The following is an 18,954-nucleotide window of genomic DNA, read 5'->3' as shown; positions in this document are numbered from 1 at the left end:
ACATGGCGACTCCAGTTCTCCACTCGCTTCAATGCGGTGATCCCGACCATTCATCAAGGCCGGCACCCATTATACGACCATATGGTCGTCTTTGTTGACACTATGGTCGGACAAGCCTACTGCACGGGTCGACGACGGTGGTCGCGGCGTGGCGAGAACGCCCTGGCGAGATCGTGGATAGGGAGAAACGACATGAGACCCAGGCTCGAAGGTAGGGTGGTCCTGGTGGCGGGCGCCGGCGGGATCGGCAGCGCGCTTGCTCTTCGCTATGCCGCCGAAGGCGCCAAGGTCGCTCTGGGCGACCTCAAGCTGGAGTCTGCGGCCGAGGTCGTCGAGGCCATCCGCAAGGCTGGCGGCGAGGCGCTCGCCCTGCACCTCGACGGCGCAGATGAAGCCTCGGTGACCGATGCGGTCGCCAGCTGCGTTTCGACCTACGGCGGACTGGACGGCCTGCACGCCAACTTCGCCAACCTCGCCGACAGCAGCCCCGACCTCAGCATCCTGGATTTGCCGCTGGCGGTCTACGACGACGTGCAGCGGGTGAACGCCCGCGGCTTCTATCTCTGCACCCGGGCGGCGATTCCCGAGCTTCTGAAACGCGGCGGCGGCGCCATCGTCTACACAAGCTCCGCGGCGGCCTACAGCTCCGGGCCGGCCCAGGTGGCCTACGCCATGAGCAAGGCCGCCGGTCACGCGCTGATGCGCCACGTCGCCCTCCGGTTCGGCGCCCAGGGGATTCGCGCGAACGCGCTCGCGCCCGCCCTGACCCTGCACCCCAGCATCGAGGCCCTGCTCCCGCCCCAGATGATTGACTGGGCAAAGGCCGCCGCCGCCATCAAGTCGCGCGTCGGCCGGCCCGAGGACATCGCCGCCATGGGCGCCCTGCTGATGTCGGACGAGGGCTCGTACATCACCGGCCAGGTGATCAGCATCGACGGCGGCACGATCATGCGCAGCTAGCGCATATGACGCTCCGGATGGATCGAATCTGCAATTTCGGCGCGCCAGGGAGCGCATTGATGGTGCTGACCCCGAATGACTGCAGACGCGAGGCGGAGCTCTGCGAGCAAGCGGCCCTGCGGATCTCGCTACAGCCTGACAAGGAAGAACTGCTGGCGACGGCGCAGTCTCTGCGGCGTCGGGCTGACCTGATGGAGGGCGCAATCGATCGCCCTGCGTCCAGGGCCGCCTGTGAGACCGCCCCGCCTCCCGCGAAGCCGCCCCATCAATCAATGGCCAAATGCTTGGCTCCGGCGATCCACGCCTCAGATAACTCTATGAATTCCGCTTCTTTTGGAGATTAAACCCGTGGTGAATAAGACCTTTGAGGACATTGCTGTCGCAGCTCAGCGATACACTGGGCTCTCGCGCAAGGCGATCGACTATGGATTGTTCCAAAAGGGCCTGATGGATCGCGCGAAAGGACCGGATTATTCACCGGACGAATGGCAGGGCCTGAGGGATTTCGTCTCCGACGACTTCCAGCGCATCGGCAACTTCAAGGAGACGATGACCATCGACGCGATGATCGCCTTCCTGGCGACCTGGTGCGTCGACGCCCACTGGGAAGGCTCGTTCAAGCGGGTGACGGAGCACGACAACGTCGTCTTCCTCGAGCTGGAAGAGCGCGTCGTCTACGACGGCCAGCAGAACGTCGTGAATTCCGTGTCGGTTTACGAGTTCAATGCGGACGGCAAGCTTCGTCACCTCGACGTTTATCTCCAGGCCACGCCTGCTGGCAGCGTTCCGACGCCGGCTTACGACCAAATCCCCCTCGGAAACGGCTGAGCCGGAACTGGAGAGAATATGAGCAAGATGCTCGACGGTAAGACCGCGCTCGTCACCGGCGCCTCGCGCGGCCTGGGGCGCGCCACGGCGGAGCTCCTGGCGGAGCACGGCGCCCTGGTCGCCATCAACTACGCCAGCAACGACGCCGCCGCACAGGACACGCTTCGCGCCATTGAGGCGAAGGGGGGTAAGGCCTTCCTGATCAAGAACGCCCAGGGCAGTTCCGAAGCTGCGGAACAGTTGGCGGCCGACCTCGACGCCGAACTCCTGAAGCACACCGGCGCCACCGACCTCGACATCCTGATCAACAACGCCGGCGGCGGCCCGGTGGCGAACATGGACGCCACCACCCCGGAGCTGTTCGAGAAGATCCTCGGCGACAATCTCCGCGGGCCCTTCTTCGTGACCAAGCATCTGAAGGGGCGACTGCGCAAAGGCGGGCGGGTGATCTTCGTCAGCTCGCTGGGCGCACGCAACGCCCTCCCGGACTATGTCGTCTACGCGATCAGCAAGTCGGCGATCGAGACCCTGACCGTCGTCATGGCCAAGGAGCTCGGACCGCGCGACATCACTGTCAACTGCATCATGCCCGGCCTGATCGCCTCCGACGCCAACGCCGACCTGCGGGGCGACGCGGCAACCAAGGCTTATCTCGAACAGAACACCGCCCTGCGGCGCCTGGGCGAGCCGTCCGACTTCTCCGGCGTCGCCCTGTCGCTGGTGTCGCCGCAGATGGCCTACGTCACCGGCCAGGTCATCGAGGTCAGCGGCGGGATGTCGCTGTAATCCGCGTTCAGGAAACAGGTCGCAGATGAACATGTCGAGATCCGTGTGCCGCCTCGCGGCTGCGCTGCTCTGTTCCACGGCCGCCGCTCACGCCGCGCCGTCGCCGAGGCCGGATGAGGCCGAAGCCCGCGCGGCTGCGGTCCTCACGCAGATGACGCCACAGGAACGGCGCGTCCTGCTGCGCGGTTACGTCCCCTACTACGCGCCGGCCAGACTGTTGGGTGCGCCGAATTCCGCCGGCGTCGTGCCGGGCGTCCCGCGGCTTGGCGTCCCAAACCTGACCGAGAGCGACGCCAGCCTCGGGGTGGCGAACCTGGGCGGCGTGATGCGCGCGGGCGATGGGGCCACCGCCCTCCCGTCCGCCGCAGCCCTGGCCGCGACCTGGGACCCCGCCCTGGTCGAGAAGGCCGGCGCGGCGATCGGCGCAGAGGCGCGGGCGAAGGGCTTCAACGTCCTGCTCGCGGGCGGCGTCAATCTGGTCCGCGAGCCGAGGAACGGCCGCAATTTCGAATACTTCAGCGAGGATCCGCTGTTGTCCGGAACGCTCGTCGGCCACGCCATTCGAGGCGTGCAGTCGAACGCAATCATCTCGACCATCAAACACTTCGCGCTCAACGCCCAGGAGACCGGGCGAGGAGGCCTGAGCGCCAACATGGCCGAGGCGGCCCTGCGGGAAAGCGACCTCCTTGCCTTCGAGATCGGCGTCGAGATCGGCCGGCCCGGGTCGGTGATGTGCGCCTACAACCAGGTGAACGGCGTCTACGCCTGCGAGAACAGCTTCCTGCTCAACGACGTGCTGCGCCGCGATTGGGGCTACAAGGGCTTCGTCATGTCGGACTGGGGCGCAGTTCATTCCACCTCGATTCGCGAAGGGCTCGATCAGGAGTCCGGTACGAACGCCAAGAAGCCGGCGCTGTTCGGCGAAGGCCTCGAGACAGCGCTCGCGTCGGGCAAGGTCGCCCAGGCCGACGTCGACCGGGCGGCCTTGCGGATCCTCACCAGCATGTACCGCCTTGGGGTCGTGGATCGCCCGGTGAAGGCAGGCGAGCCGATCGACTTTGAGGCGAATGGCCGGGTCGCTCGCGAGGTCGCCGAGAGCGGGATCGTGCTGCTGAAGAACGAGGGCCAGATCCTGCCGATCGGCACGGCGACGCAGCGCATCCTGGTGATCGGCGCTCATGCCGACGTGGGCGTCCTGGGCGGCGGCGGCTCGTCCCAGGTGCTTCCGGTCGGAGGGGCGGCCCTGACCCTGCCGCTGCCGGGCGAGCCCATCTATCACAAGAAGATGTACGCCCCGTCCTCACCGCTGCTTGCCCTGCGCGCTCTGCGGCCTGGCTCCTCGGTGACCTATGACGACGGAACGGACCCCGCCCGCGCCGCCGCCGCGGCGCGCGACGCTCAACTGGTCGTGGTCTTCGCCGAGCAATTCACCGCCGAGGGCAAGGATGTCCCGGACCTCTCCCTCCCGAACGGCCAGGACGCCTTAATCGCAGCCGTCGCCGCGGCGAACCCGAAGACGGTCGTCGTGCTGGAAACCGGCGGCCCGGTGCTGATGCCCTGGCTGGACAAGGTCTCGGCCGTCCTCGAGGCCTGGTACCCGGGCCAGCGCGGCGGCGAGGCGATCGCCCGGGTGCTGACGGGTGAGATCGATGCGTCCGGTCGCCTGCCCGTCACCTTCCCTGCCGCCGTGGACCAGACGCCGAACCCCAAGCTCCCCGGCAGCGATCGCGGTCAGCCACGGGGCGACGCGGGCTTGTACGACGTCGCCTTCGACGAGCATTTCCCGGTCGAGTACCCGGAGGGGGCGGACGCTGGCTATCGCTGGTACGACCGCACCAAGGCAAAGCCTCTCTTCGCGTTCGGGCATGGCCTCAGCTACACGCGCTTCGCCTACAGCGGCCTCGAGCTCGCCGGCGGCCGCACCCTAACCGCCCGGTTCACCGTGGCCAATGTGGGGACCCGGCCAGGAACCGAGACCGCGCAGGTCTATGCGCGGGTCGGCGGGGTCAAGCATCTCGTCGGATGGGAGCGGGTCGTTCTCAAGCCCGGCGAGACCCGCACCCTGAGCGTCACCGCAGATCCCCGCCTGCTGGCGGCTTTCGACGTGAAGGCGCGCAACTGGCGCGTGGCGCCCGGCGCCTATGCAGTCGCGGTCGGATCGGCGTCCGACGCTCCTCGCCTAGAAGGTGAGGTCCGGCTGACAGGCAGCCGCCTTAGGCCTTAGCGACCGCGGCCGTCGCTCCTGGCGGGCACATCCTGCAGGAGGTCGCGGTCAGCGCGGCATAGATGAATGGCCAAGATCGCCCCTTCAGCCGACTAGGCGGGACCCGGTCCGTCGTGGACGGATCGAACGAGAGACGCGAACTGCGAAATCCAAAAAGAGGATTGAGATGTCGAAGGCAGATGCTGGCGCAAGCGTACAGCCCCCCGCCCGACCAGACCGTCGCGCCGTTCTCGGGGCCGGCGCGGCCCTGGCTCTGGCCAGCGCAGCGCCTCCTGCCTTCGCCAAGGGGACTCGTCGGTTCCCCAGCAGGTTCATCTGGGGGGTCGCCACCGCCGCCCACCAGGTGGAAGGCAACAATCTCAACAACGATTGGTGGCTGCTGGAGAACGTGCCCGGAACCATGATCCGGGAGCCGTCACTCGACGCATGCGATCATTATCATCGCTTCGCCCAGGATATCGCGCTCATCGCGCGCCTCGGGTTCGGGAGCTATCGCTTTTCGATAGAATGGGCGCGCGTCGAACCGGAGCGCGGGCGGTACTCGAGCGCCGAGCTCGACCATTACCGAGCCATGCTGATGGCCTGTCGCCATCACGGCCTGAAGACGGTCGTCACCCTCCACCACTTCACCAGCCCGCGCTGGCAGGCCGCAGCGGGCGGGTTCGAGAACTCCGACAGCGTTGCGGCTTTCGCCGCCTATGCGGACCGGGTTGTCCGTCACTGCGGGGATCTCATCGACGTGATCTGCACTTTCAACGAAGCGAACCTTTCGTTCAGCGATCACCTTCCGGCGCGAACCCTTGCGCCCATGCTGAGCGCCGCGGCGCAGCGCAGCGGATCCTCGACGTTCAGATCCTTCCTGTTCGACGACAGTTCTCGATCCAAGCCGATCGTCCGAGCGTGTCATGAGGCCGCGCGCGCGGCGATCAAGGCGGTGAGAGCGGATCTGCCTGTAGGGATGACGCTGGCCATCAGCGACATCCAGGACGCGCCCGGCTTTCCAGGCGCCGGCGCAGCCGAGCGGTCCAAGCGCTACGACGCTTGGCTCCAGGTGGCCCGGCGCGACGACTTCCTGGGCGTGCAGAACTACACTCGTGAGAGGTTCAGCTTCGCCGGAGCGGTGCCGGCGCCCGCGGGAACGCTGCGCACCCAGATCTTCCAGGAATATTACCCTGAGGGGCTGGCGAATGCCGTGCGCTATGCAGCGGATGCGGCGCAGGTGCCGATCTACGTCACCGAAAATGGCATCGGCATCGAAGATGACGCGGTGCGGATCCGCTATCTGAACGAAGCGATCTCCGGCCTTCATCAATGCATCCAGGACGGCGTGGACGTCCGGGGATATTGGCATTGGTCGCTGATGGATAATTTCGAGTGGCTCTTCGGCTACGGCCCCAAGTTCGGCGTGATCGCGGTCGATCGGAAGACGCAGACGCGCACGCTCAAACCCAGCGCGACATGGCTCGGCGATGTCGCACGCCGGAATGCCATCTGACCTTGGGAGCGGAGGCCAAAGGCCCCGCTTGGACGCGGCGTTCGCCAGCGATGGGTACCGGAAGCCTTCCTTGGTGAAGGCCGACTAGCTTCCTTCGCAACATCAATGCACCCAGCGCGTTGCCCGCCCGAGTCATCTGCTGTGGCGCCGGCGAGTCAGCGCCTACGCCGAGGGTGAGTCATGAAGCTGGCGGCCTGCAGGGAACTGCCCAGCGCAGCCGGGCGCGATGTACAGCGAGCGCATCGCAATCTCCCCACGAGCGAAGAACTCATGCGACACGGCCGCCGGAACCCAGACTGCCGGGGTCCGCGTAGGTAGCGGATTGTTTGCCAGGTCATCGATTGCATCCCAGCTAAGTTGCGGGCCAACCTAGTTGAAGCGCCCGTGGCGTATAAAATCATGGCATACAGCGGACGGTGTCGCCTCGGGCGATCCCATTCTCATTCACCGCGTCCACGACGAAGCAGTACTTTGCACCTAGGTTGAGACTGGCGACAGCGACTGACGTCTGGCCGTCATAGACTTGGTAATTCTGGTTCATCAGGTCAGGGCGGACACCCAGTCGCACGACGTAGAAATCTGCACCCTTCGCGGGCGCCCAGCTGATCGCCGCCTTACGTCCGTCGACCGCGTCGCGCGTGGCCTGCGCATAACCGACTTTCGCCGGCTTCGCTCCGTAACCCCTGCCGAAGACCCGTAGGTCGTAGAGCGAGAACTTGCCGCCATCTGGCGAATGGACGTTTCGAAGCCGCACGAAGCGAGCCTGGTCGGCCTTTGGCAAGACCTCGTAGTCGTGCGGGGCGTCCCTCCCCGCCGCCGAGCGGTCGATCACGCTGCGCCAGGTCCTTCCGTCGTTCGAGAGCTCCAGGACATAGTTGTAGACGTCCTTACTGATCCCTATGCCTGCGCTGCCTTCGTCGGCGAAGTTGATCTGCACAGCCTCGATCTGCTTGGGTTCGCCCAGGTCAACCTGGAACCATTCGTCGGAGCCGCCGGTCTTCGCCGACCACCAGGTTCGCACGTCCTCATCGACGGCGTTTTCCGCCGGGAATTCGTTCAGTTTGGATGATGCGGTCACAGCCTTGCTGCGAGACAGCAGCATCCAGCCCGTCAGTCCGCGGTCGCCGTCGAGGTAGTGCGGATAGTCGCCGAGGTAGGTGTCGGCGAGGATCTCGCCCTTAGCCGTGAATCTGGTCGGGAAGAGGCCCAACCGGCGCTCGAAGATATGCCGGCGGGAGATGGTCATGGTGCCCGCGTGCCACCAACGGCCATCCTTGGCCTGGAAGGTGCTGCCGTGGCCGGCGCCGGCGATGAAGCCCGTCGGCTTCACGGCAAAGGGGCTGTAGGCCTGATACGTGAACGGCCCCATCGGCTTGTCAGCCACCAGCATGCCATTGGCGTAGGTCTTGGATTCGGTGCCGGGCGCGGAGTACTCAAGGTAGTAGCGCCCCTTGTACTTCGTCATCCACGAACCTTCGACAAACGACAGATTGGCGGTCTTCTCGTTGTGATCACCTGGAACTTCCCAGCCGCGCGTTTCCTTGCTGCGAGACTGGGGTATGTCCACCCGAGCTAGCGGTTGGAGGGTCTTCGGATCCAGCTCGTAGGCGTGAAGCGGTCCTGACGGAGCCAGGCCGTCGTACATGTAGAGCCGGCTATTGTCGTCGAGGAACAGGTCTGGATCCTGGTAGCCTGAGCTGATCGTCGCCGCCTCGGTCCAGCGGCCGGACATCGGGTCGTCGGTTGTCCATATCCGCTTTGTCGCCTCACTCGTCGCAAGGAACATTCGTCCGCCCATGACGACGGCGGTCGGCGCGAACTTGTCGACGGCGTAGCCGCTCGCCTCGACGAAGCTCCAGTGCAGCAGATCGGTCGAACGCCAATAGCCTTTCGAGTGCGAAGCGAAGAGCCAGTACTGCCCTTTGAAGAGCACCAACGCTGGGTCAGCCGCCTCGCGGTAGGGCTGGCCCGGCATAAGCTGCAGACGCGGGATGCTGACCGGAGCCTGATACCGGTACGGTAGATCGACGGGATTGGCGTAGGTCGCCAGCCGATTCCTCGCCGCCGGCGCCGCTCCGGAGGTACCAGCGAAGAGCGTCAGACAGCATGCGGTCACAATGCCCACCTTGTCGTTCGAAGGCATGCCCATAAGTCCCTCTCACCCGTAAGTGATACCGCCACTCTTCGCGCGATTTGTCTGAGTAAACGAGCCGTCATGTTTCGACAATCGAATTAGCTGGATGTGAGAAACAAAGCGGATAGGTGTTTGAATTCGAGAGAAACGGTCCCCCGAGCCGTCGCCAGCACCACATCTTGGCCGGACCATTTCGCGTCCGCGTTAGGTCGGTTAGCCGCTGGCGACCTTCCTCTGAACCGCCCAAGGCGATCTCGCTCGACTGGCTGGAGGATCCAGCGCTGCGCCGCCAGGCCAGGGCGGAATTGAACAAGGGCGAGTCCCGCAACGCGCTTGCCCGCGCCGTTTGCTTCCATCGCCTCGGCCGCGTTCGCGATCGCACGCGAGAACGACCGATTGCGCAGCTATCGCAGAAGTTGCGGGCCAGGCGGCCGGCCTCATGCGCCCACCGCAACCTCTGGAAGTGAATTTCAGGAATTCAGCCAAAAATAACGGAGCCGTACGGCGTTTCCGGCTTCGCTCTATACAGCGTAAGACCCTGGCGGAATCTGGCACATGCACAATATATCTTATGCGAAATCGTGCATATTCACGATGTGTAGAGTTATACGGCGTCAAAATGGAAGTTAATATTAAAGTGAGCGGGACATAGAGACAAGCCCGAACGAAGTCATAACCTCCCTCAATGGTCAAGCTTTCCTCGGAGTAGGAGGTCTTGGCGTGAGATGCCCCGATTTAGCCTAAATTGCCCGTGAGCTTGTCTTTGCGACAGCCGTCTAGCTCGAGCCCGTAGTGCGCCAGCCCGGGCGGATGTCGGATTTCTCTACTTTTCCGACGTAAAAGCACATAAAGCGCATTTACAAAAAAAAGGCGCTTGACGCGAGTCTGCCTCACTCACAATCCTAGGTAGCCCAAACACCTCGGGCGGGACTGAAAAAGGTAGGCAACTCCAATGAAATTCCGGCATTTCGGCCGGCTGAATCGCCCCCGATTCAGCCGTCACGCTAAGACTGCGCTCATCGCAGCGGCCGTCGGCCTGCTGCTCGCCGAACCCGCATTCGCGGCTGGCGGCACGGCCATGCCGTGGGAAACGCCGCTTCAGACGATCCAGGACTCGCTTGCGGGTCCGGTCGCCAAGGCGATCGGCATCATCGCGATCGTGCTCACCGGCGTCGGCTTCGCCTTCGCCGAGGGCGGTTCGGCGATGCGCAAGGGCGTCGGCATTGTGTTCGGTCTCGCGATCGCGTTCACGGCCACGACCTTCATCAGTTCGTTCTTCAGCATGACCGCTGGGGCGGCGTTCTGAGATGGCGGAGCCGGAGATCGAGGGCTTCAAGATCGGCTTTCACAGCTCGCTTTCGGAGCCTGTGACCATGGCCGGCGTCCCACGGATGATCGCGGTGCTGAACGGCACCCTGACCGCCGTACTCGCCCTCGGTCTCCAAGTGCCTTGGCTCGGCATCCCGCTCGGGCTGCTGATCCATGCGATCTGTTTTTGGCTGAACAAGCGCGACCCCTACTTCTTCGACGCTCTGATGCGGCACATCCGCCAGAAGTCTCATCTGGCCGGCTGATGAGCGTCAGGTCGCCCTCCTCCCCTGAAGTCCTCCTCAACGTCGGCGCGGCGTCACGCCGCCAGGCCTAGCGCCGCGCCGACAGTAAGGCCCCGCGATGCTCTATCTCCGCGAATACCGGCCCAGAGCCGACCGGCTTTTCGATCATCTTCCGTGGGTGGCTCTGATCGGGCCGGGACTCCTGCTCAACAAGGACGGCAGCTTTCAGAAGACGCTCGCCTTCCGCGGTCCGGATCTCGCCAGTTCGACGGAGCCCGGCCTGGTCGCAACGCGGGCGCAGCTCAACAACGCCCTGCGGCGCCTCGGTTCGCGCTGGTGCCTGCACATAGAGGCCCTGCGGGCGCCATCCCAGAGCTATCCGACCAGCGCCTTCCCGGATCCTGTATCCGAGCTGATCGACAACGAACGGCGCGACACCTTCCAGGCGCACGAGCGGCACTTCGAGAGCCGCTACTACATGACCTTCACCTATCTTCCTCCGGAAGAAGCCGTCAGCACGGCCGAAAGCCTGTTGCTCGAGAACGTGCCGACTGGCCGCGGCGCCGCCGGCATGTACCGGTCCGAACTCAGCAGTTTCGAGAGCACCATCGCGCAGATCGCCGACATCCTGGCGGCGATCATGCCGGAGGTCCGCGAGCTGGATGATGACGAGACGCTGACCTACTTGCACGGCTGCATCTCGACCAAACGCCACTATGTGCGGCGGCCGGACACCCCGGCCTATCTCGACGCCTTCCTGACTGACGACGACTTCCAGGGCGGCCTCTACCCGCGCCTCGGCAAGCACTTCATCAGGACCATTTCCGTTCGGGCCTATCCGACCGGTTCGTCGCCCGGTCTGCTCGACCGCCTGAACGAGCTCGGCGTCAGCTATCGTTGGGTCTGCCGCTACCTCCCGCTCGACAAGGAGGACGCGCGCAAGGCCGTGACCACGATCCGGAAACGCTGGTTCGCCAAGCGCAAGGGGATCATGGCCCTCATCAAGGAGGCGGTGACCCGCGAGCCTTCTCAGCTGGAGGATCCCGACGCAGCGCAAAAGTCCGTCGACGCGGACGCGGCGCTCGCCATCCTCGGCGGGGATCTTGCCTCGATCGGCTACTTCACCCCGACCATCACCCTCATGGACGCCGACCCCGATCGCCTGGCCGATCGGGTGCGCGAAGTCGAAGGCGCCATCAACCGCGCCGGCTTCGTCTCGAAGGTCGAGGACGTCAACGCGGTCGAAGCCTGGATGGGAAGCCTGCCCGGCCAGGCCTACGCGGATCTTCGCCGGCCGCTCGTGTCCTCGCTGAACCTTTGCGATATGATGCCGATGTCCGCGATCTGGCCCGGTCCGACGCGGAACACCCACCTCACGTCTGAGTGCGCGAAGCGGGGCCACGAGGGGGATCAGCCGCCGCTGATGTTCACGCGGACCGCGGCGACGACGCCATTCCGTTTCGACCTGCATCAGGGCGACGTCGGCCACACCATGGTCGTGGGCCCGACCGGCGCCGGCAAGTCCGTGCTGCTGAACACCATTGCCCTGCAATGGCAGCGCTACCCGGAGGCGCAGGTCTTTTTCTTCGACAAGGGCGCGAGCTCGCGCGCGGCGACGCTGCTCAGCGGTGGCCAGTTCTACCAGCTCGGCGGCGCAGACAGCGAACTGGCCTTCCAGCCCCTCGCGGATATCGACGCGGCCGAGGACCTGGCCTGGGCGCAGGAGTGGGTGCAGGACATCGTCGCGGCTGAGGGCGTTCCCGTCACACCGCAGGTGAAGGACGAGATCTGGAGCGGCATCCGCAATTTGGCGGCCGGTCCGCAGGATCAACGCACCCTCACCTTGCTGACGGCCACTGTTCAGGATCAGGACGTGAAGGCTGCGCTGCAGCCGTACACGCTGGCTGGCCCCCACGGTTATCTGCTCGACGCCAACCAGAACACCTTGAAGACGGCTCGGTGGCAGACGTTCGAGATGGGCGAGCTGATGGCGAACAAAGCCGCCCTGCTCCCAGTCCTGACCTACATCTTCCGCACACTGGAGAAGCGGTTCGATGGGCGCCCGACCCTGCTCATTCTGGACGAGGCGTGGCTGTTCCTCGATCAGGGCTCGTTCTCGGCCAAGATCCGCGAGTGGCTGAAGACGCTGCGGAAGTACAATGTCGCGGTCGTCTTCGCGACCCAGCAGCTCTCCGACATCACCAGGTCCTCGATCGCGCCGGCGCTGATCGAGAGCTGCCCGACCCGCGTCTTCCTGCCGAACCCCGACGCGCACTCGCCGCAGATCGCCGCCCTCTATGACGGCTTCGGCCTCAACGGCCAGCAGATCAGCATCATCGGCAAGGCGACGCCGAAGCGGGAATATTACTACCAGTCGACGGCCGGAAACCGGCTCTTCGAGCTGGGCCTAGGCCCGATCTCGCTCGCGGCCGTAGGCTCGTCGTCCCCGGGCGATCAGCAGCTCATCTCACGTGTGCTCGAGACGCATGGCCGCGACGGCTTCGCCGCCGGCTTCTATGCCGCCAAAGGCCAGCATGATGTCGCCGCCTACCTCGCGGACCTTACCGTTCCAGCGCGAGTGGCGTGATGGACGGCGGCGCCCTCATGCCCGCACCGAATCCGGAGCCATCGGCCTTCAGTCCGCGCGACTTTCGGCGGCTCAGCTGGCTCGCGCGGCATCTCCCGGCCGACTGGATCCGCACGCGGCGGCGGCGCCGGTTCCTGTTCCTCGGCTTGGCGGCGCCCGGCTTCTTCAGCGTCTTCGGGACGATCTACCATCACAACTTCTTCGTCCTGTTGGCCGGCTTTGTGCTGTTCGGCGCGGCCGTCGTCTTCCGTGCTCGCACCGAACCGACCTTCGTCAGGGCAGAGGCCGCGGACCTCTGGCCCCCCTCCCCTCCGGCGTCCGCACCCCAGAAGGATCATCGCCATGCGTAAGCAACTCGCCGCGACGGCGGCGGCCGCGCTCGTCGCGTTCTCTGCGATCCCGCCGGCGCCGGCGCAGGCGGCGATGGTCGTCTATGATCCGGCGGCCGTGGCTCAGGCCATCAGGCAGGTCGCCCAGGGCCTTCAACAGATCAACAACCTGAAGCAGCAGGTCGCCTATCAGGCGCAGATGCTCCAGAGGCTCGGCACGGATGTGACGCATCCGCTTTCGGCGATCAGCGCTCAGGCGACCAGCCTCATGCAGTCGGCGACCGGGATCGGGTATTCCGGCGCCGACGTCGCGATGGATTTCCAGACGCTCTACCCGTCGAGCATGGGCGGCTCGAGCCTGTCGCAGATCCTGGCGAAGTACGCCAACTGGCAACAAAATCAGCGCGCCACCATGAATGACGCGTTGCGGCTGCAGAACCAGATCGTCGCGTCGCAGCCGACTACGGCCTATGCGGTGAACAGCGCTGTTTCAGCGTCCCAGAGCGCTCAGGGCCAGACCGCCGCGATCCAGGCCACGAACCAGCTGCTCGCAGCGCTTAGCAGCCAGCTTCAGACGCTGCAGACCATCCTCGTCGCCCAGGCGCGCACCCAGGAGACGATCCTGGCGCAGCAGCAGGCGAGCACCGCGGCGGCTCAGGCGGAATCGACGCGGCACGACGCTTACACGCCGACGACCTCCACCCTAGGCAGCATGACGAGCTTCTGAGATGCGCTTGATCCTAAAAGTCGTGACGCTTGCGGCTGCCCTCGCGCTTGCCGGGTGCGGCAAGCCGGCGCCGCAAGCGGCCCAAACGCCAGCGCCAGCAAGCGCTCCAGTTCCAGCCAAGCAGAAATGTCCAGACCCGGATATCCGCGACATGAACAACCCATGCTCGCCTTATTACTACAAGCCGACACACAGCAAGCTTGGAAACACCAAGAAGTTCTAGAAATCCGAAAGAGTAAGTTCGATGGCTGCCTCAGCTAGCCCCGCGGCGCTAGACGAATTCATTACGAAGTTCGTGTCGCAGATCGACAGCGGCTTCGGGATGATCTCAGGCGACGTCCACGCTATTCTCGGAACTCTCGTGGTTATCAGCATCGTGCTTACCGCGATGCTCTGGGCCATCGACGAGCATAACAACGTGCTCGCGAGCTTCGTCCGCAAGGTGCTCACGATAGGCTTCTTCGCCTGGCTGGTGGGCAGCTGGCACAGCCTCAGCACGACGATCGTCAACGGGTTCGGGAAACTCGGACTTCAGGCAGGCGGTGGCGGCAGTGTGGGTTCGTTCATGACCCAGCCGACTGTTGCTGTGGACGCGGGGCTCAAGGTCGCCTCTCAGCTGATGATCTACATCGGCCAGCTCGCTTCGCAGAATTTCGGCGCAGGTACGCTCATGCACATCGACGCGATCATCTGCGCGGCCGTCGCCGCGCTGGGGATCCTGCTTGCCTTCATCGTTCTGGCGATCGAGGTCGCAGTGACGGTTATCGAGTTCCACCTGGTCACGCTCATCGGGTTCGTTGTGGTCCCCTTCGGGGTGCTCAGCCAGACGTCATTCCTAGCAGAACGGGCAATCGGCTACGTCGTGTCGGTCGGCATGAAGCTGATGGCGCTCGGCGTAATCCTCGGGATCGGCATCAACATCTTCAAGTCGATGACGCTCTCGGCCGAGCCCACGCTGACCGAGGAGTGCGGCTTCGTCCTCGCCGCCCTCTTCCTGATGATGCTGGCGCTCAAAGTGCCGTCGATCGCCGGCGCCTTGATCTCCGGCGGCCCCCAACTCCACTCGGGCTCCGCCCTGTTGGGCGCAGCGGGGGTTGCCGCCGGTGTGGCCGGCGTCGGACTCGCCGGCCGTGCTCTTGGCGGCGCCGTCGCGGGCGGCTGGGCTGCCGGCGGTGAAAAGGTCGCCGCGGCGCGGGCAGCGGCTGGCGCAATTCCGAGCGGCCCTTCAACGGGGTCCGCAGCAGCTCGCGCGGCGGCCGGAGCCGGAGCTAGTTCAGCGGGCTCGAGCGGCGCAGGAACGGCAGCATCTGCGGCATCGAGCGTGGGCAGCGGCGGCGGCGCGGGCGCGGCCGGATCTTCGGCCCCCGCTTCCGGTGGCGGTTTCAGTGGCTCGGCCATGGCTGAAGACGCCATGAACTTCGCCGAAGAATTCCGGCGAGCGCCCGTGTCAGCAACTTCCTCGGTCGCTCGGCAGCTCGCCAGCGGCACCTTCGGTCGCCGACCGTCCAGCGGCGGCGGCGAAGAACCCTCCTCGCCCCCTGAACCCCCAAGCCCCTCTGAAACCGTGGCCAGCGCTCGTGCTCGCCGCGCTGACGGTGGCGGTCTCTCCAGAGTCGCCAAATCCGCGGCGGCGACGGCGACGGCCGGCGATCACTCCACACACGGAATGACGGCCACGCCGACGCGCAGGGATGACGAAGAAGAGCCCAAGGCCTGACCCCAAGTCGGAAAGCCAGTCATGAACCCCTTCAAACGACCTGCAGACAAGTACGGGAGCTCGGCTCCCCTCGAGACCCCCTACGTTCGCGCTTCCCGGGAATGGGACAACCGCATCGGCTCGTCCGCTGCGCAGGCCAACAACTGGCGGCGCATCGCCTTCGGCTGCCTTGCCCTGTCGGGCCTCGCCGTCGGCGGCCTGCTCTACCAGATGAACAACACCCACATCGCGACCTACGTCGTGCCGGTCGACAAGTATGCCCGGCCGGGCACCATCGAGCTGGCGGGGAAGACCTACCAGCCGAGCACGGCCGAGATGGGCTATTTCCTCGCTGATTGGGTGCGGCTCACGCGTTCGAAGAGCATCGACCCGATCGTCATCCGCGACAATTGGACGAAGGCCTATCAGTTCGTCGCCGGCGGAGCGATCGGCCAGCTCAACGACCTCGCCAAGAACAACGACCCGTTCGCAAACGCCGGCTCTCAGGCGGTCAATGTCGAGATCGTTTCGGTCCTAGCTCGCAGCCCAAACACCTATCAGGTGCAGTGGCGCGAGACCCAATACAACGCTGGCGCCAGCGGCGGGACCGAGAACTGGACCGGCCTGATCACGACCAAGGTCAACCCGCCGAAAAACGCCGCTGAGCTGAGGGCAAACCCGCTCGGCATCTACGTCACCAATTTCCAGTGGAGCCGCGAGCTATGAGCGCTGTCGCTTCCAAGATTCTGCGCCTCGGCGGCGCTTCCGTTTTCGCCCTGACCCTTTCGGCCGCCGGCGTCGCCTTGGGCCAGACCCAGCTGGTGCAGCGGCCCAATCCGGCCGCCGCACCGGGCGCCGCGCGCGGCGTGCCGATCACTAAGGCGGCTGAACGTGGGCCCGCGGCTACGGCCCTGCCGGCGCCTGTCCACCGCGCTCACGTGCGCCGGTCCGCTCCGAAGCGCCGCTCCCCGACTTACGACACGGTTCGATACGCCAACGCGGTCGCGCGGGACTATCCCACGAGGGGCGCCTACATCAATTCGGCGCTCTACTACGACTTCGAGCCGGGCCGGCTCTACACCGTCAACACCAGTCCGCGCTTCCTGTCGGTCATCACCCTTAGGCCGGGCGAGAAGCTGGTCTCCAAGGCCGCCGGCGACACGGTGCGCTGGGTGCTCGGCGAGACCGTGCAGGGCAGCGGTCCGGACCAGCAGATCCTGGTGATGCTGAAGCCGGTGCGCGGAGGTTTGCGCACAAACGTCATCCTCACGACCGATCAGCGGACCTATCTGCTCGACGCGGTGAGCCACGACGGCGACGCCTACACGAGCGTCATCAGCTGGAACTACCCGCAGGAGCAGATACGCGAAGCCCAGGCGGCAAAGGCCGCCGCGACGCAGTCGGTCGTGGCCGCCAGCGTCCCGATCGACAACCTGCACTTCGATTACGACGTGCGCCCGATCCACAGCCGTGCGCCGAGCTGGCAACCCCTGCGGGTCTTCGACGATGGCTTGAAGACCTACATCCAGTTCCCGACCAACATGGCCGCGACCGAGGCGCCGCCACTCTTTCTCGTCGGACCAGACCACCAGGCCCAGCTCGTCAACTATCGCTACCTGAACGGCTACTACGTGGTCGATCGGATCATCGACGTCGCCGAGCTGCGGCTGGGCGAGAAGCGCCAGACGGTCGTGCGGATCACCCGCACCGGGGAGCGTAGCTAGGGCATGACGCACCTTCCTCCCGACCCCCCGCTCAATTCGGCCAGCGCGCCCCCGCTGCGCACCAAGTCTGGCGGCGCGAGCCTGCTGACGGCTCCGCGGCCGCCGGTGACGCGGTGGAACCGGAAGTATCTGGTCGCCGGCGCTGGCGTCCTCGCTCTCCTCGTGGGTCTCGGCTTCTTCGTGGGGCTTGGCGGCGCGCACACGCCGAAGCCGCGCGAGCAGGATCCGCAAGCGAATGTGGACACCAGTACGGTGCAGACTCCGCCCTTCGCCCAGGCGGTCCCGACCAGCTACGCGGACCTCAAAAACACACCTGGCGTGACGAGCTTGCCGCCGCCCGGCACGCCGATCGGCGCGACAGCGGCGAACGCGACCGCAGCGGGCACACCAGCGGCAGCACAAGCCACGGCTCCGCCGCCTGTCGATCCAGTTGTGCAGCAGGCTCGCGAACAAGCGCGCGCTGCTCAGACGTCAGGCCCCTTCTTCGGCGGGGCGTCTCCCCAATCGACGGCGCAGAACGATGGCGGCGCCGCCAGTCTCGCGCAGCTCGCGGGGACCCAGCCTGACGCCGCGAACTCCACCGAGGAGGTCCAACCGGGCAACGGCCAGGCGGCCAAGACCCAGTTCGCGCGCACGGCGCGCGCCGACGACTATCTGGAGAACCCGCTTCGAGGGCCATTGAGCCCGTATGAGGTCAAGGCCGGCACCATCATTCCCGCGGCGCTCGTCACTGCGCTCAACTCGGATCTGCCGGGCGAGGTGATCGCCCAGGTCACTGAGCCGGTCTTCGACCACGTGACCGGTCGCACGGTCCTTATTCCCCAGGGGTCGCGGCTGATCGGCAAGTACGACAGCCAAGTCGCCTACGGCCAGAACCGCGCGATGATCGCCTGGAACCGGATCATCATGCCCAACGGGCGATCGATCAATATCGGCTCGATGACCGGGGCCGACCTGACCGGTGCGGCCGGCCTGCAGGACCGCAGGGACGCCCACGGCTGGCAGCTCGCCAAGGGGATCCTCCTGTCGACGATCTTCAGCGTCGGCGCCGCCTCGGCCCAGGACGCTTCGACGCGCAGCTCGGGCGGACTGGTGCTCAATAGCGCTGGCTCGGGGGTCGCCAACGAGGCGGAGCAAGTCGGCTCCCAGATCACCGCGCGCGACCTGAACCGCCAGCCGACGATCCGCGTCCGCGCCGGCTGGCCGCTCCGGGTCATCGTCAACAAGGACATGATCCTGGCGCCCTATGAGTAAGCGTTACCTCCACACCGAGAAGGTCGGGATCTACGTGCCTGAGCGCCTGCATCAGGAGATGATGCAGGCGGCCAAGGCGCGCCTCACCGACGGTCGTCCGACCTACGGCGCGCTGCGCCTCACCTATGAGGACGCCTTCGCCCAGCTGCTGAGCGCCCTGGACGCGGGTGAGGACGTCGTCTTCGCCGTGCGCCGTTCGCCCAAGGACTGCAGGAGCCTGCGGCTCTCCAGCAGCCTCTGCGCCGATGTCCGCGAGCGGATGAAGCAGCTCAACGTCAAGCTCACCGACTTCGCCTGCACGGCGGTCGATCGCTACCTCGCCAAACAAGAAGGGACCCAACGTGTCGCGTACCAACAAGACCAGTCTGGCGCTGCCGAAGTTCGACGCTGAGGAGAAGACGCTGGAGCTCCGAATGCGCCTGAAGGGCAAGCCGGCCGTCGATCTCACCGACTACCGTGACGCCTACGTCGCTGAGAATGGGCCGATCGAGCTCGAGCAGCTCGCCGCCCATATTCTCGCGACCTTCATCGACAACGATCGCGGTTTTCAGGCCTGGCGGCGAGCGCGCGCGGCCGCCGCCGACCGGCTCGCCGCAGAATGATCCCTCGCCCGATTCACCTGCTCGGCGGCTGCGGCCTCGTCTCCAGCATCCAAGG

17 protein-coding genes and 1 pseudogene are annotated in these 18,954 nt (G+C 65.6%); 17 read left to right on the top strand and 1 reads right to left on the bottom strand.

Annotated elements, in window-relative coordinates; translation table 11 throughout:
• The first annotated feature begins 192 nt into the window (after nucleotides 1-192).
• The 5 genes from ACSQ2B_RS26135 to ACSQ2B_RS26115 all read left to right on the top strand — a co-directional run bounded on the left by ACSQ2B_RS26135 (nucleotide 193) and on the right by ACSQ2B_RS26115 (nucleotide 6,293).
• Nucleotides 193-960, top strand: a complete 768-nt coding sequence (locus ACSQ2B_RS26135) for an SDR family NAD(P)-dependent oxidoreductase (protein WP_436054346.1) — start codon at nucleotides 193-195, stop codon at nucleotides 958-960.
• A gap of 351 nt (nucleotides 961-1,311) precedes the next feature.
• Nucleotides 1,312-1,788 (top strand): hypothetical protein, encoded by a 477-nt coding sequence (locus tag ACSQ2B_RS26130; RefSeq protein WP_436054345.1) that lies wholly within the window; start codon nucleotides 1,312-1,314, stop codon nucleotides 1,786-1,788.
• An 18-nt stretch (nucleotides 1,789-1,806) separates the two neighbouring features.
• Nucleotides 1,807-2,574, top strand: a complete 768-nt coding sequence (locus ACSQ2B_RS26125; RefSeq protein ID WP_436054344.1) for an SDR family NAD(P)-dependent oxidoreductase — start codon at nucleotides 1,807-1,809, stop codon at nucleotides 2,572-2,574.
• A 31-nt stretch (nucleotides 2,575-2,605) separates the two neighbouring features.
• A complete protein-coding gene (locus ACSQ2B_RS26120; RefSeq protein WP_436054343.1) occupies nucleotides 2,606-4,798 on the top strand; it encodes a beta-glucosidase in 2,193 nt (730 codons plus the stop codon).
• A gap of 166 nt (nucleotides 4,799-4,964) precedes the next feature.
• A complete protein-coding gene (locus ACSQ2B_RS26115) occupies nucleotides 4,965-6,293 on the top strand; it encodes a glycoside hydrolase family 1 protein (RefSeq protein ID WP_436054342.1) in 1,329 nt (442 codons plus the stop codon).
• Between the two features lie 397 nt (nucleotides 6,294-6,690).
• Here ACSQ2B_RS26115 and ACSQ2B_RS26110 read toward each other — a convergent pair whose 3' ends face one another.
• On the bottom strand, nucleotides 6,691-8,442 hold the full coding sequence (locus ACSQ2B_RS26110; protein WP_436054341.1) for a family 43 glycosylhydrolase: 1,752 nt from the start codon (nucleotides 8,440-8,442) through the stop codon (nucleotides 6,691-6,693).
• A gap of 242 nt (nucleotides 8,443-8,684) precedes the next feature.
• On the opposite strand from ACSQ2B_RS26110, the pseudogene ACSQ2B_RS26105 reads away from it, so the two are divergent.
• The 12 genes and pseudogenes from ACSQ2B_RS26105 to ACSQ2B_RS26050 all read left to right on the top strand — a co-directional run.
• Nucleotides 8,685-8,837, top strand: a pseudogene (locus tag ACSQ2B_RS26105) (Tn3 family transposase); the annotation flags it as partial.
• Nucleotides 8,838-9,379: 542 nt separating this feature from the next.
• Complete coding sequence (locus ACSQ2B_RS26100; protein ID WP_436054340.1) at nucleotides 9,380-9,733, top strand: TrbC/VirB2 family protein; 354 nt, start codon at nucleotides 9,380-9,382, stop codon at nucleotides 9,731-9,733.
• Nucleotide 9,734: 1 nt separating this feature from the next.
• Nucleotides 9,735-10,001, top strand: a complete 267-nt coding sequence (locus ACSQ2B_RS26095; RefSeq protein WP_436054339.1) for a VirB3 family type IV secretion system protein — start codon at nucleotides 9,735-9,737, stop codon at nucleotides 9,999-10,001.
• A gap of 97 nt (nucleotides 10,002-10,098) precedes the next feature.
• Nucleotides 10,099-12,567: a conjugal transfer protein TrbE gene (gene trbE / locus ACSQ2B_RS26090; RefSeq protein ID WP_436054338.1), complete on the top strand. Its 2,469-nt coding sequence runs from the start codon at nucleotides 10,099-10,101 to the stop codon at nucleotides 12,565-12,567.
• Complete coding sequence (locus ACSQ2B_RS26085) at nucleotides 12,567-12,917, top strand: hypothetical protein (protein WP_436054337.1); 351 nt, start codon at nucleotides 12,567-12,569, stop codon at nucleotides 12,915-12,917. The genes trbE and ACSQ2B_RS26085 overlap by 1 nt, the downstream gene beginning before the upstream one ends.
• The gene (gene trbJ / locus ACSQ2B_RS26080; protein ID WP_436054336.1) at nucleotides 12,910-13,623 is read left to right on the top strand and encodes a P-type conjugative transfer protein TrbJ; all 714 of its coding nucleotides are present in this window, start codon (nucleotides 12,910-12,912) and stop codon (nucleotides 13,621-13,623) included. Before ACSQ2B_RS26085 ends, trbJ begins: the two co-directional genes overlap by 8 nt.
• A 244-nt stretch (nucleotides 13,624-13,867) precedes the next feature.
• On the top strand, nucleotides 13,868-15,340 hold the full coding sequence (gene trbL / locus ACSQ2B_RS26075) for a P-type conjugative transfer protein TrbL (protein ID WP_436054335.1): 1,473 nt from the start codon (nucleotides 13,868-13,870) through the stop codon (nucleotides 15,338-15,340).
• Nucleotides 15,341-15,361: 21 nt separating this feature from the next.
• Entirely contained in the window at nucleotides 15,362-16,045 is a 684-nt protein-coding gene (trbF, locus tag ACSQ2B_RS26070) for a conjugal transfer protein TrbF (RefSeq protein WP_436054334.1), read from the top strand.
• Complete coding sequence (gene trbG, locus ACSQ2B_RS26065; RefSeq protein ID WP_436054333.1) at nucleotides 16,042-17,043, top strand: P-type conjugative transfer protein TrbG; 1,002 nt, start codon at nucleotides 16,042-16,044, stop codon at nucleotides 17,041-17,043. The genes trbF and trbG overlap by 4 nt, the downstream gene beginning before the upstream one ends.
• A gap of 3 nt (nucleotides 17,044-17,046) precedes the next feature.
• On the top strand, nucleotides 17,047-18,297 hold the full coding sequence (locus tag ACSQ2B_RS26060) for a TrbI/VirB10 family protein (protein ID WP_436054332.1): 1,251 nt from the start codon (nucleotides 17,047-17,049) through the stop codon (nucleotides 18,295-18,297).
• Nucleotides 18,290-18,688 carry a hypothetical protein gene (locus tag ACSQ2B_RS26055; RefSeq protein WP_436054331.1) on the top strand — a complete coding sequence of 133 codons (399 nt, stop codon included), beginning with the start codon at nucleotides 18,290-18,292 and terminating at the stop codon, nucleotides 18,686-18,688. The genes ACSQ2B_RS26060 and ACSQ2B_RS26055 overlap by 8 nt, the downstream gene beginning before the upstream one ends.
• The gene (locus tag ACSQ2B_RS26050) at nucleotides 18,639-18,899 is read left to right on the top strand and encodes a DUF2274 domain-containing protein (RefSeq protein ID WP_436054330.1); all 261 of its coding nucleotides are present in this window, start codon (nucleotides 18,639-18,641) and stop codon (nucleotides 18,897-18,899) included. Before ACSQ2B_RS26055 ends, ACSQ2B_RS26050 begins: the two co-directional genes overlap by 50 nt.
• Nucleotides 18,900-18,954: the final 55 nt, after the last annotated feature.

Source organism: Phenylobacterium sp. LjRoot225 (genome assembly GCF_964252855.1).
In the GTDB taxonomy this organism is placed as follows: domain Bacteria; phylum Pseudomonadota; class Alphaproteobacteria; order Caulobacterales; family Caulobacteraceae; genus Phenylobacterium.
This window is presented reverse-complemented; position numbering and strand designations above follow the sequence as displayed.

Excerpts from the sequence above, each read along its gene's own strand:
- trbE (WP_436054338.1), top strand. The coding sequence starts at position 10,099 with ATGCTCTATCTCCGCGAATACCGGCCCAGAGCCGACCGGCTTTTCGAT.
- ACSQ2B_RS26095 (WP_436054339.1), top strand. The coding sequence starts at position 9,735 with ATGGCGGAGCCGGAGATCGAGGGCTTCAAGATCGGCTTTCACAGCTCG.
- trbJ (WP_436054336.1), top strand. The coding sequence starts at position 12,910 with ATGCGTAAGCAACTCGCCGCGACGGCGGCGGCCGCGCTCGTCGCGTTC.
- ACSQ2B_RS26100 (WP_436054340.1), top strand. The coding sequence starts at position 9,380 with ATGAAATTCCGGCATTTCGGCCGGCTGAATCGCCCCCGATTCAGCCGT.
- trbG (WP_436054333.1), top strand. The coding sequence starts at position 16,042 with ATGAGCGCTGTCGCTTCCAAGATTCTGCGCCTCGGCGGCGCTTCCGTT.
- ACSQ2B_RS26115 (WP_436054342.1), top strand. The coding sequence starts at position 4,965 with ATGTCGAAGGCAGATGCTGGCGCAAGCGTACAGCCCCCCGCCCGACCA.
- ACSQ2B_RS26055 (WP_436054331.1), top strand. The coding sequence starts at position 18,290 with ATGAGTAAGCGTTACCTCCACACCGAGAAGGTCGGGATCTACGTGCCT.
- ACSQ2B_RS26120 (WP_436054343.1), top strand. The coding sequence starts at position 2,606 with ATGTCGAGATCCGTGTGCCGCCTCGCGGCTGCGCTGCTCTGTTCCACG.
- trbF (WP_436054334.1), top strand. The coding sequence starts at position 15,362 with ATGAACCCCTTCAAACGACCTGCAGACAAGTACGGGAGCTCGGCTCCC.
- ACSQ2B_RS26110 (WP_436054341.1), bottom strand. The coding sequence starts at position 8,442 with ATGGGCATGCCTTCGAACGACAAGGTGGGCATTGTGACCGCATGCTGT.
- trbL (WP_436054335.1), top strand. The coding sequence starts at position 13,868 with ATGGCTGCCTCAGCTAGCCCCGCGGCGCTAGACGAATTCATTACGAAG.
- ACSQ2B_RS26135 (WP_436054346.1), top strand. The coding sequence starts at position 193 with ATGAGACCCAGGCTCGAAGGTAGGGTGGTCCTGGTGGCGGGCGCCGGC.
- ACSQ2B_RS26085 (WP_436054337.1), top strand. The coding sequence starts at position 12,567 with ATGGACGGCGGCGCCCTCATGCCCGCACCGAATCCGGAGCCATCGGCC.
- ACSQ2B_RS26125 (WP_436054344.1), top strand. The coding sequence starts at position 1,807 with ATGAGCAAGATGCTCGACGGTAAGACCGCGCTCGTCACCGGCGCCTCG.
- ACSQ2B_RS26060 (WP_436054332.1), top strand. The coding sequence starts at position 17,047 with ATGACGCACCTTCCTCCCGACCCCCCGCTCAATTCGGCCAGCGCGCCC.